This window comes from Lysinibacillus sp. FJAT-14745, assembly GCF_001275675.1.
In the GTDB taxonomy this organism is placed as follows: Bacteria; Bacillota; Bacilli; order Bacillales_A; family Planococcaceae; genus Lysinibacillus.
On record NZ_LITM01000017.1, the window covers coordinates 131,691 to 157,888 of the forward strand.

At 36.0% G+C, this 26,198-nt stretch carries 27 protein-coding genes and 1 pseudogene; 10 read left to right on the plus strand and 18 right to left on the minus strand.

Features of this window, described 5'->3' with window-relative positions; all coding sequences use genetic code 11:
- Positions 1-568: 568 nt before the first annotated feature.
- On the plus strand, positions 569-1,006 hold the full coding sequence (locus AMS59_RS22705) for a DUF4181 domain-containing protein (RefSeq protein WP_053485972.1): 438 nt from the start codon (positions 569-571) through the stop codon (positions 1,004-1,006).
- A gap of 445 nt (positions 1,007-1,451) precedes the next feature.
- Here the strand turns inward: AMS59_RS22705 and AMS59_RS22710 are convergent, their stop codons facing one another.
- The 6 genes from AMS59_RS22710 to AMS59_RS22735 form a co-directional block, all read right to left on the minus strand.
- The gene (locus tag AMS59_RS22710; protein ID WP_053485973.1) at positions 1,452-2,702 is read right to left on the minus strand and encodes a methyl-accepting chemotaxis protein; all 1,251 of its coding nucleotides are present in this window, start codon (positions 2,700-2,702) and stop codon (positions 1,452-1,454) included.
- A gap of 227 nt (positions 2,703-2,929) precedes the next feature.
- Positions 2,930-4,348 (minus strand): aspartate ammonia-lyase, encoded by a 1,419-nt coding sequence (gene aspA / locus AMS59_RS22715; RefSeq protein ID WP_053485974.1) that lies wholly within the window; start codon positions 4,346-4,348, stop codon positions 2,930-2,932.
- Positions 4,349-4,780: 432 nt separating this feature from the next.
- Positions 4,781-5,410: an NAD(P)-dependent oxidoreductase gene (locus AMS59_RS22720; protein WP_053485975.1), complete on the minus strand. Its 630-nt coding sequence runs from the start codon at positions 5,408-5,410 to the stop codon at positions 4,781-4,783.
- Positions 5,411-5,485: 75 nt separating this feature from the next.
- On the minus strand, positions 5,486-5,896 hold the full coding sequence (locus AMS59_RS22725; RefSeq protein ID WP_053485976.1) for an Rrf2 family transcriptional regulator: 411 nt from the start codon (positions 5,894-5,896) through the stop codon (positions 5,486-5,488).
- Between the two features lie 112 nt (positions 5,897-6,008).
- Entirely contained in the window at positions 6,009-6,215 is a 207-nt protein-coding gene (locus tag AMS59_RS22730) for a hypothetical protein (protein ID WP_053485977.1), read from the minus strand.
- Positions 6,216-6,260: 45 nt separating this feature from the next.
- Complete coding sequence (locus AMS59_RS22735; protein WP_053485978.1) at positions 6,261-6,521, minus strand: hypothetical protein; 261 nt, start codon at positions 6,519-6,521, stop codon at positions 6,261-6,263.
- Between the two features lie 131 nt (positions 6,522-6,652).
- Here AMS59_RS22735 and AMS59_RS26525 point away from each other — a divergent pair, with 131 nt between their 5' ends.
- Positions 6,653-6,799 (plus strand): hypothetical protein, encoded by a 147-nt coding sequence (locus AMS59_RS26525; protein WP_234007889.1) that lies wholly within the window; start codon positions 6,653-6,655, stop codon positions 6,797-6,799.
- A gap of 622 nt (positions 6,800-7,421) precedes the next feature.
- On the opposite strand, the gene AMS59_RS22740 is transcribed toward AMS59_RS26525, so the two are convergent.
- On the minus strand, positions 7,422-8,399 hold the full coding sequence (locus AMS59_RS22740) for a thymidylate synthase (protein WP_053485979.1): 978 nt from the start codon (positions 8,397-8,399) through the stop codon (positions 7,422-7,424).
- Positions 8,400-8,484: 85 nt separating this feature from the next.
- Complete coding sequence (locus AMS59_RS22745) at positions 8,485-9,405, minus strand: hypothetical protein (RefSeq protein ID WP_053485980.1); 921 nt, start codon at positions 9,403-9,405, stop codon at positions 8,485-8,487.
- Positions 9,406-9,613: 208 nt separating this feature from the next.
- Here AMS59_RS22745 and AMS59_RS22750 point away from each other — a divergent pair, with 208 nt between their 5' ends.
- The 3 genes from AMS59_RS22750 to AMS59_RS22760 all read left to right on the plus strand — a co-directional run bounded on the left by AMS59_RS22750 (position 9,614) and on the right by AMS59_RS22760 (position 12,837).
- Positions 9,614-11,806, plus strand: a complete 2,193-nt coding sequence (locus tag AMS59_RS22750) for a sensor histidine kinase (protein WP_053486046.1) — start codon at positions 9,614-9,616, stop codon at positions 11,804-11,806.
- Positions 11,799-12,425 carry a response regulator transcription factor gene (locus AMS59_RS22755; protein WP_053485981.1) on the plus strand — a complete coding sequence of 209 codons (627 nt, stop codon included), beginning with the start codon at positions 11,799-11,801 and terminating at the stop codon, positions 12,423-12,425. The genes AMS59_RS22750 and AMS59_RS22755 overlap by 8 nt, the downstream gene beginning before the upstream one ends.
- 211 nt (positions 12,426-12,636) lie before the next feature.
- Entirely contained in the window at positions 12,637-12,837 is a 201-nt protein-coding gene (locus AMS59_RS22760) for a cold-shock protein (RefSeq protein WP_053485982.1), read from the plus strand.
- Between the two features lie 88 nt (positions 12,838-12,925).
- On the opposite strand, the gene ccsB is transcribed toward AMS59_RS22760, so the two are convergent.
- Entirely contained in the window at positions 12,926-14,095 is a 1,170-nt protein-coding gene (gene ccsB / locus AMS59_RS22765) for a c-type cytochrome biogenesis protein CcsB (protein WP_053485983.1), read from the minus strand.
- A 353-nt stretch (positions 14,096-14,448) separates the two neighbouring features.
- On the opposite strand from ccsB, the gene AMS59_RS22770 reads away from it, so the two are divergent.
- Positions 14,449-14,922, plus strand: coding sequence for a bifunctional 2-polyprenyl-6-hydroxyphenol methylase/3-demethylubiquinol 3-O-methyltransferase UbiG (locus AMS59_RS22770; RefSeq protein WP_234007890.1), 474 nt, complete (start codon positions 14,449-14,451; stop codon positions 14,920-14,922).
- A gap of 407 nt (positions 14,923-15,329) precedes the next feature.
- Here AMS59_RS22770 and AMS59_RS22775 read toward each other — a convergent pair whose 3' ends face one another.
- Together AMS59_RS22775 and AMS59_RS22780 are read right to left on the minus strand one after the other, a co-directional pair.
- Positions 15,330-15,752, minus strand: a complete 423-nt coding sequence (locus tag AMS59_RS22775; protein WP_369814355.1) for a GNAT family N-acetyltransferase — start codon at positions 15,750-15,752, stop codon at positions 15,330-15,332.
- Between the two features lie 121 nt (positions 15,753-15,873).
- Positions 15,874-16,344 (minus strand): GNAT family N-acetyltransferase, encoded by a 471-nt coding sequence (locus AMS59_RS22780; protein WP_053485984.1) that lies wholly within the window; start codon positions 16,342-16,344, stop codon positions 15,874-15,876.
- Positions 16,345-16,503: 159 nt separating this feature from the next.
- On the opposite strand from AMS59_RS22780, the gene AMS59_RS22785 reads away from it, so the two are divergent.
- Both AMS59_RS22785 and AMS59_RS22790 read left to right on the plus strand, forming a co-directional pair.
- On the plus strand, positions 16,504-17,097 hold the full coding sequence (locus AMS59_RS22785) for a hypothetical protein (protein ID WP_053485985.1): 594 nt from the start codon (positions 16,504-16,506) through the stop codon (positions 17,095-17,097).
- 215 nt (positions 17,098-17,312) lie between these two features.
- Positions 17,313-17,861 (plus strand): GNAT family N-acetyltransferase, encoded by a 549-nt coding sequence (locus AMS59_RS22790; protein WP_053485986.1) that lies wholly within the window; start codon positions 17,313-17,315, stop codon positions 17,859-17,861.
- A 142-nt stretch (positions 17,862-18,003) separates the two neighbouring features.
- On the opposite strand, the pseudogene AMS59_RS22795 reads toward AMS59_RS22790, so the two are convergent.
- Together AMS59_RS22795 and AMS59_RS22800 are read right to left on the minus strand one after the other, a co-directional pair.
- Positions 18,004-18,560: pseudogene (locus tag AMS59_RS22795) on the minus strand (histidine phosphatase family protein).
- An 11-nt stretch (positions 18,561-18,571) separates the two neighbouring features.
- Entirely contained in the window at positions 18,572-19,198 is a 627-nt protein-coding gene (locus AMS59_RS22800) for a hypothetical protein (protein WP_053485987.1), read from the minus strand.
- A 559-nt stretch (positions 19,199-19,757) separates the two neighbouring features.
- Between AMS59_RS22800 and AMS59_RS24605 the strand changes: the two genes are divergently transcribed.
- Both AMS59_RS24605 and AMS59_RS22805 read left to right on the plus strand, forming a co-directional pair.
- Entirely contained in the window at positions 19,758-19,898 is a 141-nt protein-coding gene (locus AMS59_RS24605; RefSeq protein ID WP_199777829.1) for an aspartyl-phosphate phosphatase Spo0E family protein, read from the plus strand.
- Between the two features lie 148 nt (positions 19,899-20,046).
- The gene (locus AMS59_RS22805; protein WP_053485988.1) at positions 20,047-20,511 is read left to right on the plus strand and encodes a hypothetical protein; all 465 of its coding nucleotides are present in this window, start codon (positions 20,047-20,049) and stop codon (positions 20,509-20,511) included.
- Between the two features lie 199 nt (positions 20,512-20,710).
- On the opposite strand, the gene thrS is transcribed toward AMS59_RS22805, so the two are convergent.
- The 5 genes from thrS to AMS59_RS22830 all read right to left on the minus strand — a co-directional run bounded on the left by thrS (position 20,711) and on the right by AMS59_RS22830 (position 26,022).
- Positions 20,711-22,639 carry a threonine--tRNA ligase gene (gene thrS, locus AMS59_RS22810; RefSeq protein ID WP_053485989.1) on the minus strand — a complete coding sequence of 643 codons (1,929 nt, stop codon included), beginning with the start codon at positions 22,637-22,639 and terminating at the stop codon, positions 20,711-20,713.
- Positions 22,640-23,075: 436 nt separating this feature from the next.
- Positions 23,076-23,435 (minus strand): hypothetical protein, encoded by a 360-nt coding sequence (locus AMS59_RS22815; protein WP_053485990.1) that lies wholly within the window; start codon positions 23,433-23,435, stop codon positions 23,076-23,078.
- 122 nt (positions 23,436-23,557) lie between these two features.
- Positions 23,558-24,346 carry a lipid II flippase Amj family protein gene (locus AMS59_RS22820; RefSeq protein WP_053486048.1) on the minus strand — a complete coding sequence of 263 codons (789 nt, stop codon included), beginning with the start codon at positions 24,344-24,346 and terminating at the stop codon, positions 23,558-23,560.
- A 396-nt stretch (positions 24,347-24,742) separates the two neighbouring features.
- The gene (locus AMS59_RS22825) at positions 24,743-25,252 is read right to left on the minus strand and encodes a hypothetical protein (RefSeq protein WP_053485991.1); all 510 of its coding nucleotides are present in this window, start codon (positions 25,250-25,252) and stop codon (positions 24,743-24,745) included.
- A 305-nt stretch (positions 25,253-25,557) separates the two neighbouring features.
- Complete coding sequence (locus AMS59_RS22830) at positions 25,558-26,022, minus strand: hypothetical protein (RefSeq protein ID WP_053485992.1); 465 nt, start codon at positions 26,020-26,022, stop codon at positions 25,558-25,560.
- Positions 26,023-26,198 lie beyond the last annotated feature (176 nt).

Here is a 26,198-nt window from a genome sequence, read left to right on the forward strand (position 1 = left end):
TTCACTTTTTTTCTATACTTTAATGGGAATTTATTGAATTTTTTATGGTCAACCCCAAGTTATGGTGATGAGCCCAATTTATACTAAAAAATAATTTCATCTTTTAGTAAATTTCAGTCTCTCGCAGTTGAATACTCATGTATGCTAACTCAACGCTCTGCAAGTAGTTAACGTATAAACATAAATGTTAAACTGTCCCTCTCATATCAATCTAAGGGCTCTTGAACCACGCTCTCATATTTTTACATATAACTGGTAATTCCATTCGTCGCACAATCCCCAATTAATTACCAAATAATTATCTACTGTGCTACACTCTCTATACAGATAAAATTTTCGGTTACTTTAGAAAAAGGTGGGATGGGGATGCTTAGAGGCATTTGGGGTTTCTCAATGTACATATTTGGCGTGTCTTTATATATCAAATATTTTCAAAAAGTCAGTGAAGGATGGAATATAACCCTTCATGTTTTATCAGGGAGTTTATGTATTATAGGAATTTCATTAATTGTTCAAGCATTAAGAGTGCATAAATAATATCTCAAGAAAAGATCAGGTTGAGAGGTGAATGAAATTGAATAATATTAATATCCAATTTGGACCACTAATGCTTTTTCTAATTATGCTTGTTTTAGTAGTTAGTACTTTTGGATTTGTCATTAGAAAGCTGTTAGGTGTCGAAAGAAAGAAATGGTTTTCTTATAATCACCTTAACGAAAGACATAAAAAACTAGATTGGTCTGTACGAATAATTTTTACGATTCTAGTATTAATTAGTTCGTATTATATGATTTACAATGATCCAGTTAGCATTCCTTTGTATTTTAAAACATGGTTTATCTTAATTGTCTTTTTTATAACATCTGAAATGTTACGAGCATTTATGGAATGGAAATACGCGGAAAATAAAAAAGATTTTGTTGCTACTATCGCAGAAATGATGTTTATGATTAGCATAGTATTTTTGACGATAACAACTGATTTTTTCGGCTTATTTAATATTTAATTTCGAAGCAAAGTGTCTTTAGTTAATCAATGGACTTGATATAAAATAAAAAAGGCTATTTCGCAGAAAATTTATCCCTGCAAAATAGCTTTTTTTAATGAATAATATCAGGCGTGTTGATTAGGAAAAAATAAGTTTATTATTGAGCGATAAAAGGATTTTTTCGTTACCTCTTTGCCGATATATTTCATTTTAACTGATTGTAGCGTAGGGCTACTCGACTCCCGCGGGAAAGCGATAGAGGAACGAAGGCTAAAACCATCACATCCTGTGATAACGCCTTCGTGACCAACATCGTGTTGGCCCGAGACCCTGCACGGAGCGAAGTGGAGGAAGCGGCTCGACGCTCGCCCGCAGGAAAGCGAGTAGCCCGTAGCGGAAATCAGCCTCTTTGGATGTATAAAAATGGTTAATCAACACGCCTGGAATAATATATTTCTTTCAATTAGTGGCCACTAAATCTCTGTGTAAGCTTTTGTAAATTTTCAGCCTGTGCACATAAGTCTTGTGACACTACTATGTTGACCGCTTGCATGGAGGCACTTTGCTCATCAACTGACTGCAGAACGACTTCTGTAGAATTAGATAAACTATCCATTCCATTAGCGATTGTCGATACTAATTTTGTCACCTCATTCGCACTACTTGAAAGCTCTTCAGCTGTTGCGGAAATATCCTCTAGCTGGTTCGTCATTTTACTAACATGCTGCGAGATCGTACCAAATGATTTTGTAGCCTCATCAATAACATAGACGCCCTGTTGAACGTTTTTCAAGTCCTCTTCGACAGAGGTAGCTACTTGTTTTGTATCACTTTCAATGCCAACTACGAGCTCGACAATTTGAATAGCCGAATGCTTAGATTGCTCTGCCAATTTTCGAACTTCCTCCGCTACTACTGCAAAACCTTTACCATGCTCTCCGGCACGCGCTGCTTCAATCGCTGCATTTAATGCAAGCAAATTCGTTTGATCTGTAATAGCCGTAATCATGTCTGTCATAGATTTGATATCTGTCATTTTTCCAGATAATTGCTGCATTAATTCACTTGTTTTTTCAGTAGAAGTTGAAATAAATTCCATCTGATTTTTAGCCACATGTAAAATTTCCGCACCGTTTCCTGCAATGTCATTTGCTTCTTTTGCATGATCAAATACATCTTGCGTTGCCACGGTAATACGTTCAATGCCATCAGCAGTTTCTTGCATAGCAATCGCACTTTCATTTGCAGACTGTGCTGCTTTCTTAAGACCCTCAGTCGTATTCTCCATTTGTGAATCAACTTCATTAACAGCATTTGTAATTTCATTTGTACTTGCTGATAGCTCCTCTATGCTCGCTGATAAATCTGTAGAACTACTCGCAATTTTTTGTGTCATCGTATGTAATTGTTCCTTCATCTCTAAAAACGCTTTAGCTAACTCTGAAATCTCATCATTGGAATTTATCTCAATAGGAAAAGTTTGCAAATTCCCCTCAGCTATAGCTTGAGCGGATGCAGCTAATTGTTTAATTGGCTTAATAATTTTATATTTCACATAGAAAATATAAGAAATCGCCATAGTGATCCCTATTACCGTTAATAAAGTCGATAGCCATCCTAATGATGTTAATCTTGCTAGGTCAATGATTAAAATGACAACCATGAGAACACTTAAAGTTGAAAAGCCAATTATACTTTTTTTCCGTAAACTCATACTAAATACCCCCAACTATTATATTATCCCAATGTAGTCATTATAGTTGAAATCACCTGAAATTCATAGAAAAAAGTCCAACTTTTGTAAGTAAAAAGTTTTACCAACGAGGAAGTACTTTCGTAGCATCAAAACCATTGTTTCAATGAAGAGGTGATATAAAATGACATAATAGTTTTTAAAAACATGAAAGCACTTTGCCTTAGACAAAGTGCTTTCATAATAAATTATTTTAATTTCATAATACTTGATCCGGCAATACCTGGGTGTGTCATCTCATATGGATCTAAAATTAAATCTAATTGTTCTTTCGTTAGCACACCCTCTTCAATGCAAAGCTCACGAATTGAACGACCTGATAAAATTGCTTCACGCGCAATTCGTGCAGCTACCTCATAGCCAATATGCGGGTTCACTGCTGTTAACACACCAACGCTTTTTTCCACATATTCTTTCATGCGGTCTTCGTTTGCTTCAATATCCTTCAAGCAATTTTGTGTAAATGCTCGGAACACGTTATTCATAATGCTAATAGATTGAATTAAGTTAAAGACTAGCACAGGCTCCATAACGTTTAATTCTAATTGTCCTGCTTCAGATGCTAAAGAAATCGTATGGTCATTACCAATTACTTGGAATGCCACTTGGTTCAGAACCTCTGGCATAACAGGATTTACTTTCCCAGGCATAATAGAAGATCCAGGTTGACGTGCTGGTAAAACGATTTCCCCTAATCCAGCACGTGGACCAGATGCCATTAAACGAAGGTCATTAGCGATTTTCGATATATTAATCATACAGATTTTTAATGCGCCAGATACTTCTGTATAAGCATCAGTATTTTGTGTTGCATCCACCAAGTGTGTAGCGCCTTTAAGCGGCAATCCAGAAATTTCAGCAAGGTGAACATCAACTGATTGAATATAGTCAGGAAATGCATTTAATCCTGTACCAACAGCTGTTGCTCCCATATTTACATCATATAAATTTGGGCGAGTTTGGCGAATACGCGCAATATCACGAGTGATAACACGGCAATATGCTTCAAATTCTTGCCCTAATCGAATCGGTACAGCGTCTTGTAAATGCGTACGACCCATTTTAATAACATGCGCGAATTGCTCCGCTTTTTGGTGGAACACCGCTTGCATGTTTTCCATTGTAAGAAGTAGTTCATCTATCAAATGCAACACAGCAATATGAATAGCTGTTGGGAAAGCATCGTTTGTTGATTGTGACATATTAACATGGCTGTTTGGGCTAATTGATTTGTAGTCCCCTTTTTCTTTGCCTAAAATCTCTAAGGCACGGTTAGCGATGACTTCGTTGGCATTCATATTAATAGATGTGCCAGCACCGCCTTGGATTGGGTCAACGATAAATTCAGCATCCCATTCGCCATCAATAACTTCTTGTGCAGCTTCGACAATTGCATCTCCGATTTCTGTTGAAAGTAGGTGTACCTCCATATTACTCAAAGCAGCTGCTTTTTTTACAATACCCATTGCTTTAATAAGAGAAGGGTGAATTGTATAACCTGTAATCGGGAAGTTTTCAGTCGCACGAAGCGTTTGAATCCCGTAATAAGCATTGCTTGGTAAGGCACGTTCACCTAAAAAGTCTTTTTCTATACGTTGTGTGGACATAATTGTCGTCTCCTTTTATGTAATACTCACACTTGATAGTAGCTAATAAATGCAGTATTGTAAACAGTCATTTGTCTGTAAAATGAAAAATTCCACGAAAAGATATTATTATTCTCTAAAAACCTAGCGCTACTCTGAAACCATTACGATTTAAGGTCACCATTTTTTACTTTGTTTAGCAATTTTTCTCGTTATTATTAAAGGGTTAAAAGCAAGAATGCCCTTATATCAACAGGAAATTAATTAAAGCTGATTTTAGAAACATAAGGTGAAACTTTAACTAGTGGGTTAATTATTAATCTTCACCAATCGGACTATTACAATGCGAGATAAATATTGCCAATCGTTCAGTAATCACAATAATAAAAGAAGCTGAACTAATTGTTTGTATTAGTTCAGCTAAATTTAAATAATTATAATCGTTCTAAATTACTATTTATTAGAAGAAACTGTAAAACGACTGTTTACATGTTTTGGATTTTCAATTTCATCTAACATTGCAACGGCATAATCTGCATAACTAACATAACTTTCACCAGCAGCATTTACAAATAAATGATCTTCTCCAGTAGTATAGCTACCAGTACGTGGACCTTCTGGATCAAAGAAAGCAGATGGGCTTAAAAATGTCCAAGTAATAGTTGATTGTTGTAAGTCACGTAAATTTTCACCTTGGTTTTTAGCTGTCGCATAAAACATTTCTGGAAAATCTGGTGTATCCATTACACGAACAGTTTTCTCTGGGTCTACAAACAGACTACCCGCTCCACCGACAACAACTAATTTTGTATGAATACCAGTGAAAATATCAATTAAATGTTGGCCAGTTTTCACATGTAATTCCTCCTGACCAAAAGGAGCGCCAAACGCATTTACGACTACGTCAAAGCCTTTCACATCTTCTTGAGATAATGCAAAGACATCCTTTTCAATGACTGGCATATTTGTTGTTACTTTTGAAGCCGATCGTACAATTGCAGTTACATGATAACCACGTTGCAGTGCCTCCCCTACAATTTTTTGTCCTGCTTTCCCTGTTGCACCAATTACTGCAATTTTCATATTAATAATTCCTCCTATTTTTATTTGTAACCATTTTAGTTACAGGTTAGATACAAAAGACCGACTTCGTTGATGTTAACGAAGTTGATCTAGCACATCCTGTAAAGTTTGTGCATGTAGTTGTTCTTCCATTGCATGCCAGACAGATGTATAAACACCTTCCAATGTCCGTTGGATTTTTCGACCAACCGTACATGCTGGATTTGGCTCATCATGAATCGCAAATAGCTGCTCTGGCCCATCAATCGCATGGTAAATAGCTAATAGCGTTAAATCTTTCGGCTCCACTAATAAGTCATAGCCAGCAATACCTGATTGCGATGTTAATAAGCCCGCTTTTTTTAGCACACCAATCATTCGTCGTACGACAACTGGATTTGTATTGACACTCCCTGCGATATACTCAGACGTCAGCTGACTTTTATCAGATGTTGTTGCAATGAGAGAAAGAATATGGATCGCTACCGAAAATCGACTGTTCACCATATGTATCACCACCTGTTGTAACCATTATAGTTACAGGTATAAATAAAAGCAAACAAATTGCTCTATTTGCACCTGTATTTATTTTTTCCATTTTCGAAGTATTATACGATAATTATACTTTCTTTACGTAAATGACTAATTCTTGTCGTATTTCTCCATCTTGCTCATAAAAGTCTAAATTATGGAACTCATACTTAAAATGGCCAATCGGAAACGTCACACTTTCCCCCTGAGCCGCTGCTAATATACCTGCCACATCATGTGACACCATTTGTAAAAGCTCTGTCCCTAAAACCGAATCAACAAATATCACGTTCATTATATAACACCTCCTCAGCTATTATAGCTTAGAAGACGCTTACATTTATAGTTTTTCTTTATAACCTTTCAGGCGAATTTCCTCAATGACTTGCATCATATTATGTATTTGCTCCTGCGTTAATTTTGTAGAGATGTGTGGTAGCTCAGATTCCTCTTTTGGTTGAGGCGTATTCATAAGCAATTTCGTCCTTAAACGCTGCTCACGTTCTCTTCCGTCTATTTGAAAAATCAATGATCTCCTCACATCATTCACCTCTAAATTTTTAATAGGACTTCCAGATTTATTATATCGGAAAAATTTCATAATTTTAAACATCCTTCATATAAAGTGCTAGAGAATTTGGCTCTTTCTTTTGGCATTTTATCTTGTGCTTTGATGATTCTATCCGTCGCCTGGCGGTTCTATCCACGATTTTGTGGGTGCTATCCACGTTTTTGGCTCTTCTATCCGTCGTTTTGGCCTTTCTTTCCGTCGTTCTGGCTTCTTTCCGTCGCTCTGACCTTTCTTTCCGTCGCTTTAGCCTTTCTATCCGTCGCTCTGGCCTTTCTTTCCGTCGTTCTGGCTTCTTTCCGTCGCTCTGACCTTTCTTTCCGTCGCTTTAGCCTTTCTATCCGTCGCTCTGGCCTTACTATCCGTCATTCTGGCTTCTTTCCGTCGTTCTGGCTTCTTTCCGTCGTTCTGGCTTCTTTCCGTCGCTCTGACCTTTCTTTCCGTCGCTCTGGCCTTTCTTTCCGTCGCTCTAGCCTTTCTTTCCGTCGTTCTGCCCTTACTATCCGTCGCTCTGGCCTTTCTTTCTGTCGTTCTGGCTTCTTTCCGTCGCTCTGACCTTTCTTTCCGTCGCTTTAGCCTTTCTTTCCGTCGCTCTGGCCTTTCTTTCCGTCGTTCCGGCCTTTCTTTCCGTCGCTCTGACCTTTCTTTCCGTCGCTCTGGCCTTTCTTTCTGTCGTTCTGGCTTCTTTCCGTCGCTCTGACCTTTCTTTCCGTCGCTTTGGCTTTTCTATCCGTCACTCTTGCCTTTCTTTCCGTCGTTCTGGCTTCTATCCGTCGCTCTGACCTTTCTTTCCGTCGCTCTGGCCTTACTATCCCTCACTTTGGCCATTCTTCCGTCGCTCTCCTGGCCCTTCCCTTTGCTTTGTCTTCTCTATCCGTCACTTCACTATCGATAGCTAAAAAAAACAGCAACCAAAACGGCTGCTGCTTTAATTTAAACGGCAATTGGTGCTTTAATTGTTGGGTGTGGATCATAGCCCTCAATCGAAAGATCTTCGAGCTCTATGTCGAAAATTGACGTTTTATTTGGATTAATTTTTAAGGTTGGTAGGTCCTTAGGTTCACGTGAAAGCTGTTCTTTTACTTGTTCCACGTGGTTTGCATATATATGAGCATCCCCAATGCTATGAATAAATTCGCCAACTTCTAATCCACATTCATGTGCAATTAAATGTGTCAGTAATGCATATGATGCAATATTAAATGGACAGCCTAGTAATGTATCAAGGCTTCTTTGCATTAGTTGACAGCTTAATTTACCATTTGCGACATAAAATTGGAACATAACGTGACATGGAGGCAATGCGGCTTTGCTGCCCTTTGCTCCAGCATTGATAACATCCTCTGGATTCCATGCATTGACAATAATGCGTCGAGAATCTGGATTGTGTTTGATTTGATCGATTACATCTTGTAATTGATCGATGCTTTCTCCTGTTGATGTTGTCCAATTACGCCACTGTTTGCCATAAACATTCCCAAGCTCTCCGTATTTACGTGCAAATTCATCGTCTGTTAAAACACGCTCACAAAATGAAGCTAACTCTTTTTTGTAGTCAGCATTGAAAGACTCGTCCACTAAACAACGACGGCCAAAGTCTGTCATATCAGGACCTGTATATTCATCAGATTCAACCCATTTTTTAAATGCCCATTCATCCCAAATATGGTTGTTGTTTTGCAGTAAATAACGAATATTTGTATCCCCTTTGATAAACCAAAGTAGCTCGCTTGCTACAAGCTTGAATGGTACACGTTTAGTCGTTAAAAGAGGAAAGCCTTTGCTTAAATCAAATCGCATTTGATAGCCAAATACACTATATGTACCTGTTCCTGTACGATCTTCCTTTTTAACGCCATTGTCTAATATATGTTGTAGTAAATTTAAGTACGCGATTTCTGGATGCGCCATGTTAATAAACAGCTCCTTCAAGTATGCTGTTGACCATTATAACATCTTATAACTACATTTGGACGCCCAAAAATAAAAACTATATTTACATGTCAGAGCCAAAGGAATTGTACTCTAGCTCTTTTGAGATTTCACTCTCAATCGTGACAAAAAACATTGGCACCAAAATAATATTAAATAATATAGGTCCAATAATAAGCAAGAGATTAATCCCTGGGGAGAAATAGAGACCAAACGCAGTCATTAACCCTGACATGACAAGAAAAACAATTTGCACACCGATAATCATTAACGGAATGATTTGGTACAGATAGTTAAGCTTTCGGAACTGATGCATGTTTTCTGGGTCTTCAATAATTCGCTTTTTTAAACGCCTCGATAAAATAATACAGGCAATAAACTGTGCCATAATAAAGCTAAAATAAATAACACTTTGTAGTACCATTTGCCCTTTCATAACCGTGCCATTAAAATGTCCTACCCGCTGCTGTAGAAGCTCGTTGACCTCTCCCTCATAAACATATTCCTGTTCACTAAAATTAGTGGACGGTGTCACAAAGCCAAGAGTTGCCCAATCCTTTGAGTTGGATTTCCAGTCGATTAATTTGCTAGCCAAAATACGTAATTGAATGGCATCATTTTCACCAAACATACCTACTAAAAAAGTATAGGGTATCGCTACCTTCATTTGCCCATTTTGTTTTTCATTAATTAAATCTTTAATGTAAAAAGTATACGCAACATCTGTCTGGTCGGCTTCATAACGGGCATCCCCGATCTTCCAATGACTTGCTAAGGAAGATTCAATATTATTCTTCATTTCAACATACGGCGTATCATTATGTAAATGCTTAGGAATCTTATAGACAAAGTGATTGTCACCCCCAATAATGCAAATATCTACTTTCACCGCATCATTCACAAAGTTCTTAGCGATTGTTGTCTTCGGGTACGACATTATGACGACTAGAAAAAAAAGGATTAGTGGCAATCCTTTCTTTTTCATGCAATGCTCCCCCTTTTCGTCACATATGCTAGATTTACATTATCATAGGCTACACCGAAAAAACTATTTCGTTATTCCGAAAAAGCAATAGTGGTTTTCCGAAACACCTTATTTCGGTATTCCAAAATTACCAAAAATTATGGATAATATATAGGTACTTAAGATGGAAATGGGGCAATATTATCATGCAAATATATGTGAGAAAACTATGAGTAAATGGACATATAGTATTTTCATAACCTACCTACTCCTCGGTATTTATGTGCTTGTAGTGGCAATGCGAATACCTTTAATTTTAATTTCTGTGGACACAACTAGCGGACAACCTATTATAGATGAATCCTATTATCCCGATTGGGCACAGCAAAATAATATTGAAAAAGGAGATCTTCTACTGACAATCGATGGCAAGCCTGCAGAAGATGTTCGTTCTATCCAACTCGATTCTGTCGTTAGAAGTGCTAATGAACTAACGTTTATGAAGCCTAATGGTAATGTTCATTCTGTTACAATTAAGCATAAAGATATTCCGGAAGAATTTTATTTGCAAATTGTTTTTCCTCTGTTTTATTTTGTCTTATCTTTTGGCGTCGCTCTCTATTTATGGCGAAGAAATCAAGATAATCTGCTAACTAGTCTACTAACATTATTTTTATTAACTTGTTCATTGGCTTATATAAGTACAGGAGCCTCAGCTAGAGGAAATCTAATTGGATCATCAGTAATCACTATTGGCATCGTTTTATGCATTGTACTTTTTATTCACTTTTTACAATTTTATTTCCGCTACCTAAATATAGAATGGCGCTACATCAATACTAAGAGGCTTTATCTAATAGTACTATTGATAGCTTGCTGTGATTTCATTGAAATAGTTAATTCTGACTTCAGGACGATAGCATCATTAATTAACTTAGGAATGTTTGCTGTTCTAGTTCTCTATGCCATCTACATTTTACTAACGAGTTATTTACGAACTAAACTGGCAAAAATCCGCCTGATCACTATTGCGTTTATTACGCCTTTCTTGCCGTTTTTACTGTTATTCGTCATTCCTGAAATAGTAGGTTTGAACCCTATTTTACATGCTGAGGTAGCGGCATTATTTTTATTGTTTATTCCTTTTTCTTTTATCTTCATTCAAGTGAATGAACGATTATTCGATATTGAATATCAATTATCTCGTTTGCGCTATTATTCAACACTTGCTTTTTTTAGTGCATTACTATTAACTACGGGCATTACCATACTGTTTATAGACAAATTATCGATTATTAACATTACAAGCATCTATATACTTGTATTCTTCGTCATCATTGCTAGCTTCTATATAAAAGAGCAGCTTGATTTTAAGTATCGAAAGATTATTTTTTCCTCTACTGGCAATTATGTACATAATTTATATGCTGCCGTTAATCGTATGGGTAAAGCTAAAAATCAACAAGAATTACTGGATCAATTCAAATATGAAATAACCGAAAAGCTCGGTACTACAGCTTTTACGATTACAACAACAACGGAAGATGTGCCATACACTCGTGGTGAAGTGAACATAGTGAATGAAATGACTCACCTGCTATTACATGATTCAGGTGAAGAAAAAATCATGTTAAACATAAGACATGTATTACAACAAGAAGAGCTTCTTTGGTTAGAGTTACTTGCCCTTTATGTTTCAATGTTTATTGATAATTTAAAGCTAATTGAAGATTTAGTATGTGAAATAAGGCTGATGAAGGATAACCATGATACACAGCTTCCTTGGCTCGATAAATTATTATGGAATATTATTGAAAAGGAAAAAAGTATTTTAGCCCAGGAATTACATGACACTATTTTGCAAGAGCAACTTCATTTAGCGAGAGAGCTAGATGTACTTGCTAGCTCGCCCGATATAAAAAAAGAAAAAGTTTTAGATATTCGAGAGCAATTGCTAAATGCATCGAAGGATTTACGGGAGTATTGTGAGAATCTAAGCCCTCCATTACTAGACACATTTGGGCTACAAATCGCTTTAAAAAAGCTGACTCAAAAGGTGAAAATACGGGCCGACTTTTTGTTAAACACCCAAATAGAACGTGTCCAATTCCAGGATGTAACCTTACATTTAGTCGTCTATCGTCTTGTGCAGGAGCTTTTAAATAATGCAATTAAACATGCTGAGGCAACTGAAGTTTCACTAACACTACAAGCGATAAATGGTGGTTTCATCCTCCAATATGATGATAATGGTATTGGAGCAAATATTGAAGATTTAATGCAATCTTCCGCTTCTATGGGCATCAACGGTATTCGAGAACGTGTCCGTGCTTTTAATGGAGACATCACAATAACCTCCAGCCATAATGAAGGAATGCATATATTTATTCAAATACAAGAGGACGTGGAATCATATGATTGATATTCTTATTGTAGATGACCATCCTGTCGTTTTAGATGGTACAAAAACTTTATTACAGGATTTAATAAATGTTCGGATAGACACAGAGCAGGATAGTGCAGCTGTTCTGTCGAGAATGGATGCTCAAGCTTTTCAATTATTTTTAATTGATATTAATATGAAACCACTCAATGGCATCCAACTGTCTGAAATGATTAAGAAAAAACAACCAGAAGCACTTATACTGCTCTATACAGGCTATGAGCTTTCCGATTATTACGAACTACTGATCGAGAAAAAAGTCGATGGACTATTATCAAAGCTTGCCACGAAAGAGCAAGTGATTCAAACCATTCAAGCCGCGCTAAGAGGCGAGATCCTACTAGCAGCTGATTTTTTAGATTTTGTACATCAGCGGACCAATCTACCAAATGTGCAACAAGATGTTTTACTAAGCGAGAAGGAGCAAGAGATTTTACAGCTTGTCGCGCAAGGCTGTACAAACAAAGCAATCGCTTCAGCTATTGGGGTTACACAACGCACCGTTGAAAACTATTTATCCAAACTTTTTGTCAAACTAAACGTAGAATCACGTGCAGAGGCAGTAATTGTCGCTAAAGAGAAAGCTTGGATTAACTAAATATATTAAAAATATGTAAATTTTTTCTTAATAAAACGGAATATACTGGATAAATGTCTGAAACTGTTATATAATTAAGATAATAATTACATTACTTCATCTTAACCGTTAAAATCACGTATTCAAAAGTAATACGAGCTTTTGAATATGTGATTTTTTTGCAAGCGATCGAAGGAATATGATTGTTTAATTTTTTTGGGAGGTTGTTCACATGACACAAGGTACAGTAAAATGGTTTAACGCAGAAAAAGGTTTTGGTTTTATCGCGGTTGAAGGTGGAAATGATGTATTTGTACATTTCTCTGCAATTCAAACGGATGGCTTTAAAACTTTAGATGAAGGCCAAAAAGTGGAGTTCGGCGTAGAAGAAGGTAACCGCGGACCACAAGCAACTAATGTTGTAAAGATTTAATTAGCTTTAGAATAAACAGTGCAAAATTCAAGAGACATCCAAATTGCGGATGTCTCTTTTTTAGTTTACTATATTCAACTTAGCACCCTTACGCGTAAGAATGTAAACCTGCAATGACAAGATTCACAAATACCTGGTTAAACACGATAATTCCAAAGCCAATAATCGCTAGCCAAGCTGTCCTTTCCCCTTCCCAACCTTTAGAAAGTCGGAAATGAAGGAATGCGGCATAAAATAAAAATGTTATAAGTGCCCACACTTCCTTAGGATCCCAGCCCCAATATCTACTCCAAGCAATCTGTGCCCAAATCATGGCAAACACCAGACCTCCTAAAGCGAACAATGGGAAACCTATAACAACAGCTCGATATGAAATTTCATCCATTAATACTGGCTGTACGCGGTTTGTTAATGGCTTTAATAAAACAATTAACCGTCTTCTCGTAATGAGCAAAATCAACGCATATAAAATCGTTCCAGTGATAAATGACCATACTATAGAATTCAATTTCTTCGCATCTATCTTATTGGTAATCTGTAAAACGCCAACCTGATCCCCACTTGCTGTTACTGCATCTTTATTGACAATCAGCGGTTTCATCATATAAACGGCTGTTTCTTTCACCCCTAGCTTATTTTCAAATTGAACCTCGGTTTTATCTGCTGCTAAGTTAAAATATGTGCCCACACCGATAAAGCCAATTACGACAATTAAACAATATAGCACAAATTCCAAGGAAACTGTACTAATAGAAAATTTAGAAACATCTAATGTTCTTAATAAATATATAATACCTGTTGCGAACGAAATCGATAATATTGCACTTGAAAATGCAACTGTCATCACGTGAATCGTTAACCAATTGCTTTGCAGTGATGGAACAAGTGGTGACACCGCTTTTGTAAAAACGCTTCCATAACCGAGAATAAGTAATGACACAGGGATAGTAAACAAACCTACTACAATTTGCTTATATAAAAAATGAATGATCAAATAGCTACCAGTAAGCATGATGCCAAAGAACGTCATAAACTCATACATATTACTTACAGGTGCATGATCAACGGCAATCCACCTTAAAATGAAATACACTAGCTGTAAAGCAAAAGCAATATATGTAAGTAGAAGCCCGACTTTTCCAAATATCTTCCCTTTTGATTTCACAGCAAGCCCAATCGGTATAATGGCAATCAGTAGTAAAATAAATGCCCCGAACAATGAATTACTACTTAAACTTAATAATGTTTCTTTACTCAATGTAACATCCTCCAATGTATTTTTTGGGAAACCGCATAATTATCCCCAATAAAAAGAACGTCATTGATTAAAATAAGTGCCATCATTTCCCTTTAAATAATTTTATTTTTCGGAATTGTTACAATTTCATGGCGTAAAAAAACATACAGTAATGAAGAATTCTCTAAAAGACGTCCTCATGTCAAAAAACCATCTATGCAATTAAATAGATGGCGAATTGCAAAAAGATGGCATGTCTCTACCTACATCTTACTAAAAATTGAAATAAAAGTCTATTTCTTTCGAGGTAGCTATGTGACAATAAGTATGCGCAAATGTTACATAACGTTATGTTAGACAAGTGGAGGTTTACTATGAAACAAAATATTTATGACCATCCGGAATTTTTCCGTCAATATCAAAAGTTACGTCAAGGACCATACAACTTCAATAATTTGCTTGAACAACCAGCGTTAAAATCATTACTTCCTAATTTATCCAACTTACAAATACTTGATATCGGCTGTGGAATGGGAGAATTTGTGTACTATTGTATAGCAAATAACGCACAGCACGTAACCGCTATTGATGTTTCACAAAATATGCTAGCAATTGCTCAACGTGAACATGCTCATCCGCATATAGACTACTATTTGCAAGCAATAGAGGATTATCATGCAGCTCCTAACAGCTTTGACTGTATAACGAGCTCGCTTTCCTTGCATTATATTAAGGATTTTAATGCAGTGATTGGTAAAATTGCAAAAATCCTTCGTCCAGGTAGTGTTTTTATTTTTTCTGTAGAGCATCCGATCGTTACAGCTCGTCAAACAATGGAGGATAATTAGCTTTATGATGACAACGGCAAAAGGAGCCATTACGCGATTGACCATTACCATGATGAGGGCTTGCGTGAGCGAACTTGGTTTGTGGATGGTTTTGATCAATTATGCCTCGGCATAATTGCGTCCGGAATCGGCTTTGTGCTTGCACAAAGAACTCCTTTCCGATTCCGTGGCATCCGCCGGAGGCTTTAACTTATTTCATCGTAGCATTTCTACAATCATTAACACATTAATTGCACATGACTTTACGATAGAAAAAATACTAGAGCCGCTTCCTGATTCAGAGGCTATTCAAAAACTGCCTTCCTTAGAAAAAGAGCTTCGTCGCCCCTCTTTTTTAGTAATACGAGCTAGAAAATAAGCTTTCATATTGTAAGGTCTCGCAGCAGTACTTCTACTGTGAGGCCTTGCTAATTCTTTAACTTCACATAAATAATTTCCGGATCTCCCTCGTCTAAGTTTTCTATAAACCCACTTTTTATAAACCCTGCCGTTTCAAATACTTTATGCATACTAGTATTTGATTGGTTTGTAGATGAAAAGATTTTCGGAGTGTTAGCCATTTCTATATAAAAAGCTAATAATGCTGTGGCAACTCCCTTTCTTCTCTCGGATGGCTTAACAATAACTAATGAGATGAAGCAGTTTTCAAAGAAGTCATTCGTAAAAATAAGAAAACCAGTAATCCCTTTTTCAGTTTGTTGAATGATACATCGTTTTTCGTTAATTGCTGTTCGCAAATATTTGCTTCTCGAAAAATCTCCAATTACTTCTTGATCAATCGCACATATTTCATCGAAATGCTCCATACGTGCTTCCAGTAAATCTATCAATTTTGTTCACCTCTTTAAATCAATATTCATAGCTTATGCGGAGAAAATATTTTTCTGCAAAGTGACGTAGCTTCATTCAGTAATATACAAATATTTACAATCAAGTATTTCTCTATCTATTCTACTTAATATAATAACTCATCACTTTAATCTCACCTCTGAACCCTGTTGCCAGCCTTCCTTCATCGACAAATCCACATTTTTTATAAAGTGACTGTGCGGCAGTATTCGGTGGATTAACCCCTAACACAAGCTCATTGATATTTGGAAAATGCTCCAAAACAAAGTCCGGCAAAAGCTGTATTGCTGCCTTCGCATAGCCTTTACCTTGTTCATAAAAGTCTGTCGAAAAGGCACGAATTAAAATTGCCTGTTCATTAGAGGAATATGGCTTAACACCCTCATTTTCATGTAACACAAAGAAGGTCACGAGCTTGTCTTCATCTACTACAAGAATGGCATGACGATTTTTATCCTGTTTTACTAGTTCAATACTTGCTTTCGGAGACATTGTATAGCGAAGCTGCTCCTCTGTGATCGTATATCGTTCAATGAAGTGATCATCTTTTTCTTCATAAAATTTTAATCTCACCGAAACCCTCTCCCTTTCATCTTTCGTCGTTGTAATCAACCTAATTAATCTCCCCTTCTTTCTTCTTTAGATTGGTCTTGGCACAATTATATTGAACAAATGACAAATATAATGTATTCTAACATGATTTAGAAATTTATTGTGGAGTAGGTGTAAATTTTGGAATTACTAAAGAGAGCACAAGAGCGAAAAGAAACTGCCTCGCTCATTCTAGAAGAATTGGAACTACTAGAAAAATGGAATACAATTGGTCAAGCTTATGTTGTCGGCGCTACAGCGTATGATTTACTAGTGGATCAAGATATCGATATCGAAACATTTTGTGTTCGGCCGAATGCAGCGGAAGCCATGTCAATATTAGCGAACTTAACTGGCAATCCGAAGGTCATAGAATTAAAGTATCGTAATTATTTAGAAACACCATTTAATGGTTACTATTTTAAAATACAATATGAGCATGCCCCATTAGAAATTTGGAATATTGATATGTGGCTGTTTTCTGAAACACGAAAAGGTCCTCTATCAAGGGATTTAGTATCGTTAATGAACGACTCCTTAACAATAGAGAGTCGAAAGTATATTTTAAATATAAAAGAAGAACTGCTAAAGAAATCCATAGCACTTCCTTCGATTTATGTATATGAAGCAGTGTTAGATTACGATATTCGGTGCATAGACGATTTTCTATATTGGATGGAAAAACAAGATGTAGGTAACCAGTCCCATTGGCGTCCTTCAAACAACAATAAATAAAAATCAGATGTTCCTTTTAACTGTCCTTCTTGCTCTTATACAGACCTGATTAAAAATATTTGTTTCTACTAATTACCAAAAATGCTACTATAAAGTTATCTAAACTAAAGGAGTTGTGCATATGAGTGCGGAAATTGCAGTAGATGTTTTGTTTAAACAACAAATAATCAAAGGGGTGTAGACTCTAACTGCAGCCCTTGAACAAGGGAGAAAAAATGGAAAATTATTTGAAAGAATTTCTTACAGGTCAATCTATTACTTTACAACAAATGACTTCCTCCGACTTAGAAGCATTTGTAAAAATTGAAAGTGAAAAAAAGTCGTTGCTGCTTGCCAACGACGAAATTCCCTTCCCAAATACCTTTGAGGATCATGCTTCATTCTTTCAAAGTATTAGTGGCAAAAAAGAGGAGTTTATCTTCGGTATTTTTGAAAAGTCGACTAATGAGCTTATCGGCTCCTGTGGTGTCTATGGCATCAACTGGCAAAATAGTACTTGCTTTGTAGGCATCTCAATTGGTGAACAATGGCACGGCAAAGGGCTTGGAACCGATGCCATGAAAACTCTTATTCATTTTATTTTTAATTATATTTCCATTAATAAAATTAAGCTTCAGGTTTTCAGCTTTAATAAAGGAGCTATTCGTTCCTATGAAAAATGTGGCTTTACAAAAGAAGGTATTCTACGAAATGAGATTTTCCGCTTCGGCCAATTTCATGATGTAGTTTTATTTGGTCTATTACGAGAAGATTGGCTCAAATAGGATAAGCAATTTTCCTCAGGTGATGGAAATACTTCGAATATCTCGATAAATCCATGATCCTTTTCGATAAAATGAACTAAGGGGCTGCCAGTAGACAGCCCCTTTTAGATTCAAATTTATTTACAAAATTGACACCCCATCTTTATTCCCAAATTCTTTGAACATCACTTAACACGAAATGCTGAAACGTTAGTTGATACACATCAGGCATTGAAAGTTTCTTCCAAAATGAGGTATCATACTGAGCATCAAAATATTGCATCATTAAGACCATTATATTGCCGTGTGTTCCGATCACTATATTGTCATGTGGATGTGCAAGTATAATTTTTTTCAAGGTAGTAATAGCTCGTTCCTGTGCGGTATCATTTGATTCTCCACCCTCAAATGCAAAATTCGGATACCTCCATACATGATGAATGGCAGCGTCAAAATCAAATATTTTTCCATTAGATTAGATAGTATTCTTTCTTTAAATGAATCAATCGTTTTTATCTGTAATTTATGTTCCTGTGCTATGCCCTCAACCGTCTGAATGGCTCTTTTATATGGACTTGAATATATCGTATGGATATTTTTATTTTCAAATAATCTAGTAACACGATCCCTTTCCTCAAACCCTTTGCCAGAAAGCGGACGATTGTACTCATCTGCTGTATAATGAGAATGAGCGTGTCTTACAAAATATATTACAGTCATTATAATTCCCTCTATTTTTCTTCAGATTTTGCTTTCTTTTCTTGCATATAATTGTATAAGTCAACCTTCCACATACCATCCTCTTTTAGTAAGGCAAATACCTTAAGGTAATGGGAGCTTCCAAAAATTATCTCTAAATGAACAATTGCAATACTTTCGGTGCTAGTTTCTTTATTCAATGAAATATTATCGTAGTATCTGTACATTAAATAATCCTGTATTTGCTCATCTAATAAATAATTTATATACTCATCAATAAAAGTTTCTTTATCTGGAAGCTCATTGTTATTGTAGGTAATTGCATATAGTTTATCGAAATTATGCTTAAATACTAAATTCATCATTATTAACACCATTTCCTCTGGTGTAAAAGTCTTTAAACTATTCATATTCCCTTTGCTTAAGAAATCTTCATATAAAGCTCTTTTTTCCTCTGATAATTTCTCTAAATATGTAAAATCATAATGCTTATCAATAGGTGGAGGTAGTTGTTTTGAATCTTCTACGTGTTGAGCGGAATGGTTTGTACCCGCTGTTGTTCCTGTAGATTCTCCTGATTTAATTTTCACGTCTGAACATGCTATCAACATTAAACTAGAGACGATCATAACGCTTAATAAAGGCCACCTTAACTTCAAACCGTATACCTCCCCCTATCATTTAATAGATTCACTAACTAGTTTACCTATCATTCTGTATATTTCGAAAATTCTCAACATTATCAACCACAATAAAATCTCCTCAATAACAAACAACAAAGAAGTTTATTTGATAAATTGTGACAAGATACGAATTTCATTAAAACTTCCGTCAATACCGACATAAATTTTTATAGTAAAAAAGATGCTAATCTATTAACTATCACTCTTAACATTTTCTAAAATCTAGCCAAAAAAAAACGCTAACATTCTTATATTTAGGTTAATAAAACACATCAATAATACAATAAAAGGTAATCACAATAGGTCAAATTATTTAGCCTTACTATTTTTTATTTTTCCCACAAAATAAGATTTAATAGATTCTCCTATGACTAATTTACGAATTTCTCAACCAATACACAATGTGACATATTTTTCATTTTAGGTGAGATACAATGAAAAAGTTGAATCGAGGTCAATGTATTTCAAGAATATGAAGAGAAAATTTTAGGGGGAAAAGATTTTGGTTAATATATCGTTTAAACAATTCTTGAGAATGGAGATTGAAAATAAAAGGAAAGATATGTATAAAAAGGCTATGGATTTAGGTTTCACCCATCCTAGCGTGGTAGATTGTAGTCAAGAATTAGATGACCTACTAAATAAATATTCAAAAGCGATCAATAAAGCCAGCTAAAACGATTTCCAATGATTCGTCTAGTTTTATCCTGTATTAGGTTCCGGTTATCAAATAGACAGCAAATTCCTATTGCTGTTGTAAAGATACGTATAAATAACATAAAAATGGGATATCTTCTTTATGACAGGAAAAAGGAGGCCTAAAAATGCAGGTATTTTTTTTATCATTGGTCGTTTCAAGCTTTTTACTACAGCAGCCTCAAGATTCAGTAGAAAATACAGCACCGATTCTTTGCATACCTTCTGGAACTACATCTTATAAATATCCTAATAATCAATATCAGACATTTCGTACTGAGTATGAGTTTTATCATCAATTAGACAAGACAATCTATGAGGAATATAACGATGCTACTTTAAACATTCATCAAAAAATAGCCTTTAAGGACGTACCGAAGGCTGAGGAAACATTTCATCTAAAAACTAATTTTATACGTAAAAAAATAGACCTCTCTCAACATACTTTTATTCATCCCAATCGACAAGTATATTTTTTAGCATCCTTTAAGCAAAATAATCAGGAGACTTATCATAAATACCTGGTCATTGACGCTGAGACCCAAACTATCCTTTTAGGAAATAGTAATTATCAAAGTAATTCCATCAATTAAATCTATTTTGTTTGTTGTTTAATTTATTGTATGCTTGAAAATTTGATAATAGTAGCAAAATCGATGAAAAAACCAACATTTTTCAGTAAATTTAGCAAAACATATATGACAACATACATTTCAGGCCTTTTTATAGCTCGACTCTAGGGAATAGTGGACTTACCCCTAGAGTCGAGCTAATTTGTTATATAGGAATCGTTTACTCCCCTTTAGAAGATAAAGCTCTTTGCTGTATTTCTTGCTTTATTTCCTCTATAAACTGTTGCAATGGTTTTTCAATTAATGCTTGCTGACCATATTTACGAACAGTGACTTGTTGGTGATCCATTTCTTTATCACCAAGCACTAAAATATAAGGTATTTTTTTCATTTGAGCTTCACGAATTTTTTTACCCAGCTTTTCTTGTCGATCGTCAATACTTACACGGATTTGTTCCTTTTGTAAAGCATCAACTACTCGCTGTACATATTCTCGGTGTGTATCTGCAACCCCAATAACTTTAACTTGCTGAGGTGCAAGCCACGTTGGGAACGCCCCTCCAAAATGCTCAATCAATATGCCTAAGAAGCGATCAATAGAGCCAAATACCGCTCGATGAATAACGACAGGTCTTACTTTTTCATTCTGTTCATTGATATACGTTAAATCGAATTTCTCAGGAAGTTGGAAATCAAGCTGCACCGTTGCGCATTGATGACTACGATGAATGGCATCTTTAATATGAATATCAATTTTTGGTCCATAAAACGCTCCGTCACCTTCATTAATTGTAAAAGGAAAGCCCAATTTTGTTAGTACGTTTTCTAACGCCGCTTCCGCTTGATGCCAAAGTTCAAGTTCACCCATATAATCAGCTGGACGTGTTGATAATTCAATCTCGTATTTGAAGCCAAAGACCTGGTATACCTCATCAATAATCTTCAGTGCAAGCGCAATTTCATCTTCAATTTGCTGTGGCGTAACAAAAATATGTGCATCATCCTGACAAAAAGTACGAACTCGTAAAAGACCATTTAATGCGCCACTAAATTCATGTCGATGAACTTGACCAAATTCGGCCATACGAATCGGTAAATCTCTATACGAATGTAAAGCATTTTTAAAAATCAACATATGTCCAGGGCAATTCATAGGCTTTAATGCAAAACTTTGGTCATCTACTTGTGTAAAGTACATATTGTCTTTATAGTGGTCCCAATGTCCTGACTGTTCCCATAAACGTTGGTTCATCATCAATGGCGTCCGTACTTCTTGATAATCAAATTTTGCTTGTACATGACGTAAATAAGACTCCAGTTCATTGCGAATAATTTGACCATTCGCTAAATAAAACGGCATCCCTGGTGCTTCTTCTGAAAACATAAATAACTCTAGTTCTTTTCCTAGTTTTCGGTGATTCCGCTTCTCCGCTTCTTCTAAGAAAACAAAATATTCCTCGAGCTCTTTTTTTGAGGCAAATGCTACCCCGTATATACGTTGTAGCATTTTATTATTGCTATCTCCACGCCAGTAAGCTCCTGACACATGCATTAATTTAAAGTGTTGTAATTTTCCTGTGGAAGGTACATGCGGTCCACGACATAGATCGTAAAAGTCTCCTTGTTCGTAAACCGTCACAACTTCATGTTCAGGGATATCCTCTAATAACTCTAACTTTAGCGCATCATAAGCAAATAGCTGTTGTGCCTCTGTTCTTGTCACTTCTTTGCGCTGTATTTGTATATTTTCTTGCATAATTTGCTTCATCATTTTTTCAATTTGTTGCAAGTCACTAGACGCAAAGGAATGCGCAATGTCGATATCATAATAAAACCCATTTTCGATAACTGGCCCAACCCCAAACCTAGCATCAGGGTATAAACGCTTTATTGCTTGGGCTAACAAATGGGCTGTTGAATGACGAATCACCTGAATTCCTTCTTTTGAGTTAGCATCATATAGGGAAATTTGTGTATCTTCCAAAATCGGGCGCGTCAAATCAATGATGGTCCCGTTGACACTCCCTACGATTGCCTTTTTACGTAAAGCGGGACTAATCGCTTGTGCAATGTCGGTTAGTGTAACACCTTTTGAAAATGCTTGTTGTCTACCATCTGGAAATTGAATGTTAATTAATTGATTTGACATGTTCTCTACTCCTTTTTTTAAAATAAAAAAACACATATTCGCCCCATAAAGGGACGAGCATGTGTTGATTACCCGTGGTTCCACCCAAATTCCCACTAGATGCACTAGTGGCTCATTGCTATGCAGTAACGTTGCATATACGGTGCAAGTTTCCAAGCACTGCTCAAAGGTAGTAAGTTTTGCTAGCTGCATTAGGAAGCTTTCAGCCATGGCCGCCCTCTCTGTGAATCGTTTATCAAAACTCGTGTCCTTGTCATCGCCAATTTCATTGCTTTGTGAAATTGTTATTTACTTTAACAAATGCTCCAATACTTGTCAATGTTCGAAAATTATTTTTTGCGAAATAATTCCAACTTTTCGTCCGATGTGTACTTGACTGCACATTCCACTTTTAGCAGGAAAACTGCGATATAATCTCAATCGCTAAGCTTAGTTTTCATACACTTCGCACTTCTAAAGTCTCATTATGAGACTGCCACTTAACGTGAATGGTTGGTGCAGCATCCTTTTTAAAAATTCTTGCACTTTCTTTCTTCTTTAAGCTAAACTCTTTTTCTGTATTCACTCGGGCGTCATTGAAAATTTTTGATATTTCAGATCCTTCAATCGTTATTTGTAAATCACCTAAGTCTTGCTCTTCTCCAAGGTAGAAAAGTCGTAAGCCCTCTTCGGCATTACTATGATATACGGCCTTCCAGTGCTCACTTTTCGCTATGTAATGGACATCCTCTTGTTTATTTGTACTACAAGCAACTAACACAACTATCATTAAAATTAGGAAGCATATTTTTTTCATTAGATATCGATTTTCCTTTCTTTGAAAGTTATCATATAAATATCAACTTCGATCTATTCTTCTTAATTCCTAGTGAAAACTGTTATTCTGCTTGAATAGTTATCGTCAATGTATATGCCCCCTTAAGTCATAAATTGTGTAAACCAAGCAATATATTTTGCTCCAGGTATAAATAAGAGCTGTGCCAAAAATGTGCCTAGCAGCCTTGATCCCATCATCATCACAGAAGCTCGTTTAAGACTTAAGTAGCTGCCTCTTTGATTGATAACATCATCTGCCAAAATGGAAATTTTAGGGTCAATAAATATTATTAGTAACATCGTCGCTACACCATTAATAAGTCCTGATGACATTACAGCAGTATTCGATCTTTCAGGAACTAATAAAGCGGCGTAAAGTGCTGACAAGACACCAATTGTATAGATGGCCGTTATAACAACATTCACGATAAATAATTTAATGGGAATATCACGCCAGCTAATCCCCTTTAAGTATGAAAAACTTGGCAAATGAATATGTTTTATTCCCCGTTTGATATACTCAATACTAAAACCTTTTTTGAATAATGCTGGAATGGAGCCTCTTTCCTCAGACAAATGAATAATAGCCCTTGAAAATATGGCTACAAATGTCGGCAATAGTAGAATACCTACCAAAGTACCTAGTGAAGCGGCACCAATAAGTATACGGAATTGCTGCTCCACAAATGCCAATGTGTTTTCCTTAGGCGCTGTGTCAGTCAGGCTTCCGGTAAAAGGCTGCTGCATCATATTTGCTAACCTTGAAAACATGACCATGACATTAAATAAGGATAGTGCAGAAGCTAATAATTTTACACGTGCACCCGACAATCGAACTGCATACGCAAGTGTCTCGATCGAGTGAATGATGAGAATAAACAAACCAATCATGATTAATTTATCTGTCAAAATATCCAAAGTCTTTTACCTACTTTTCATTTGTTAATTCGTAATCGTTTAATCCAAGCTTGTACATAGACGGACCATTCTGCGTGAGGAATTGTCATCATACTCGTAGCCTATGCCATGAGGATTTCCCTCATAAGAATCATATTTTATTTAGGTCGTAATAAGTTTGATGTACTTTTGACCTTCTGGGCATCTCGATAGGATTCCCATTCATTTTCCATTTCCCAAGATTGTCCCCTTTTAGTAAGGAATACAGCTGAGACACTCCCTCCTATTAATATTCTACGAAATACACTTTAATAAGTTCCGTTATTTTCCTACCAATTAGAAAAGCTATTCATTAGGTTTTTCCTCCTAACGAATAGCTTTTCTCAGTGTTTAATGATTAACTGCAAAGTCATTATTCCAGCTAGTCGAATCAGATAGCTGATAGGTCACCATATTGGCGGTTACCGCAAGAATCACACCTGCTCTAGATTGATCTGTAGAAATAGGTTCCTCTAACACTAATACAGCATACCCCTCACCCCGTCCCAGATGATCTATTGCATTTGCAGTGTTTATTTCGAAGGTTGTATATGTTTTCTCATTTGTAGCAGGAAGTAATTGTTCCTCTTGATAGGCTCCATTTTCCTTTAAATTATAGCAAACAGGCATCCATCCTTTAGACCAATCAATACTGCCTATTATGTCTTTTTTACGATGCGCCAGTTTGCCAATTGAAAACGTAAAATATATCTTCATAATAGCTTGATCTAATTCATTTTTCCCTTCACATACAGCTGTTACTTCCAGCTTAATATCCCCGTTCGAATGCTTCCTAATAACCACTAAAGTCACAGTGAAAATACAGACAACAAGTACTATGCCGATAACGACAAACTCCATTTAGTCCCTCCTAACATTGCAATGACTGTTACTATTAGATTACCATGTTTTAGGAGGAATAGTATTTTTTCACCAAACAATCTTATGAAATGACATGGGCATAAATGATAAGACAAAAAACGAGTATGTTACGTATTAACGAGCAGTAATTTAGCTGTACCGAAAGTGTAACGTCAGGTACCTAAGTCCCAACTCAAAATTTAGTGAATGCAATGAAGTTAGGTGAAACATATGTATCTCTTTCAGCTTAATGAAAATGGTTGGAACAGCAAATCAGTGGGGACAGAAGCCCCCACTGATGAACTTTATTTAGTAGTCTGTAGCTCAGCTGTTAAAGTAAATGGCATTTTTAAATATTCGTACTTAATCGTTATTGTTTTAATATTAGGTGCTTCAACCTTTACTGCATAATGCTGAGGCTGCTTTCCAATAGCTTTGCGATCTATGTATTGACTAGGAAAAATGTTTACCTGCCTTACTTTATGATAGGTAATATTCGGATTACCCACCAGCTTCGTTTCTGCTTCAAACGGTTCAGACTTACTCACGACGAGCTCAACGTTTTCAGGCACTTTATCATTGACAAGTATTTGCTGAAGCTTTATGTCACTTAGTCCTTTGTTCTCTATTTCTACGATTCTTATAGTTGAATCATCTGTAGGATTTGTATAGCTATTCATGACAAGTGGTGGATTGCTTTTTAAATAAATGATGAAGGCTCCTGCCACCACTAGAACACTAAATAATAAAACAAATAGTAATTTTTTCATTTCTTTCCTCACTTTCTTGCACCCTATCAAGTATAGCGAGAAATCTTAGATGATGAAACCTTGAAAATAAATGAGTGAGGATTTTTCTTCGTCAAGCAGTTAATCATCCATTTAACCACTTTGTTTTCGCCGAATATTGCAATGGGAATTTTACACCCAAATAAAAACAATCTGAC

Excerpts from the sequence above, each read along its gene's own strand:
- AMS59_RS22730 (WP_053485977.1), bottom strand. The coding sequence starts at position 6,215 with ATGAACGTGATATTTGTTGATTCGGTTTTAGGGACAGAGCTTTTACAA.
- aspA (WP_053485974.1), bottom strand. The coding sequence starts at position 4,348 with ATGTCCACACAACGTATAGAAAAAGACTTTTTAGGTGAACGTGCCTTA.
- AMS59_RS22740 (WP_053485979.1), bottom strand. The coding sequence starts at position 8,399 with ATGGCGCATCCAGAAATCGCGTACTTAAATTTACTACAACATATATTA.
- AMS59_RS22705 (WP_053485972.1), top strand. The coding sequence starts at position 569 with ATGAAATTGAATAATATTAATATCCAATTTGGACCACTAATGCTTTTT.
- AMS59_RS22815 (WP_053485990.1), bottom strand. The coding sequence starts at position 23,435 with ATGAAAAAAATATGCTTCCTAATTTTAATGATAGTTGTGTTAGTTGCT.
- AMS59_RS22805 (WP_053485988.1), top strand. The coding sequence starts at position 20,047 with ATGCAGGTATTTTTTTTATCATTGGTCGTTTCAAGCTTTTTACTACAG.
- AMS59_RS22710 (WP_053485973.1), bottom strand. The coding sequence starts at position 2,702 with ATGAGTTTACGGAAAAAAAGTATAATTGGCTTTTCAACTTTAAGTGTT.
- AMS59_RS22790 (WP_053485986.1), top strand. The coding sequence starts at position 17,313 with ATGGAAAATTATTTGAAAGAATTTCTTACAGGTCAATCTATTACTTTA.
- AMS59_RS22725 (WP_053485976.1), bottom strand. The coding sequence starts at position 5,896 with ATGGTGAACAGTCGATTTTCGGTAGCGATCCATATTCTTTCTCTCATT.
- AMS59_RS22750 (WP_053486046.1), top strand. The coding sequence starts at position 9,614 with ATGAGTAAATGGACATATAGTATTTTCATAACCTACCTACTCCTCGGT.
- AMS59_RS22735 (WP_053485978.1), bottom strand. The coding sequence starts at position 6,521 with ATGAAATTTTTCCGATATAATAAATCTGGAAGTCCTATTAAAAATTTA.
- AMS59_RS22720 (WP_053485975.1), bottom strand. The coding sequence starts at position 5,410 with ATGAAAATTGCAGTAATTGGTGCAACAGGGAAAGCAGGACAAAAAATT.
- AMS59_RS22825 (WP_053485991.1), bottom strand. The coding sequence starts at position 25,252 with ATGGAGTTTGTCGTTATCGGCATAGTACTTGTTGTCTGTATTTTCACT.
- AMS59_RS22755 (WP_053485981.1), top strand. The coding sequence starts at position 11,799 with ATGATTGATATTCTTATTGTAGATGACCATCCTGTCGTTTTAGATGGT.
- AMS59_RS22770 (WP_234007890.1), top strand. The coding sequence starts at position 14,449 with ATGAAACAAAATATTTATGACCATCCGGAATTTTTCCGTCAATATCAA.
- thrS (WP_053485989.1), bottom strand. The coding sequence starts at position 22,639 with ATGTCAAATCAATTAATTAACATTCAATTTCCAGATGGTAGACAACAA.
- AMS59_RS22820 (WP_053486048.1), bottom strand. The coding sequence starts at position 24,346 with ATGATTGGTTTGTTTATTCTCATCATTCACTCGATCGAGACACTTGCG.
- AMS59_RS22830 (WP_053485992.1), bottom strand. The coding sequence starts at position 26,022 with ATGAAAAAATTACTATTTGTTTTATTATTTAGTGTTCTAGTGGTGGCA.
- AMS59_RS22745 (WP_053485980.1), bottom strand. The coding sequence starts at position 9,405 with ATGAAAAAGAAAGGATTGCCACTAATCCTTTTTTTTCTAGTCGTCATA.
- AMS59_RS22760 (WP_053485982.1), top strand. The coding sequence starts at position 12,637 with ATGACACAAGGTACAGTAAAATGGTTTAACGCAGAAAAAGGTTTTGGT.
- AMS59_RS24605 (WP_199777829.1), top strand. The coding sequence starts at position 19,758 with ATGGAGATTGAAAATAAAAGGAAAGATATGTATAAAAAGGCTATGGAT.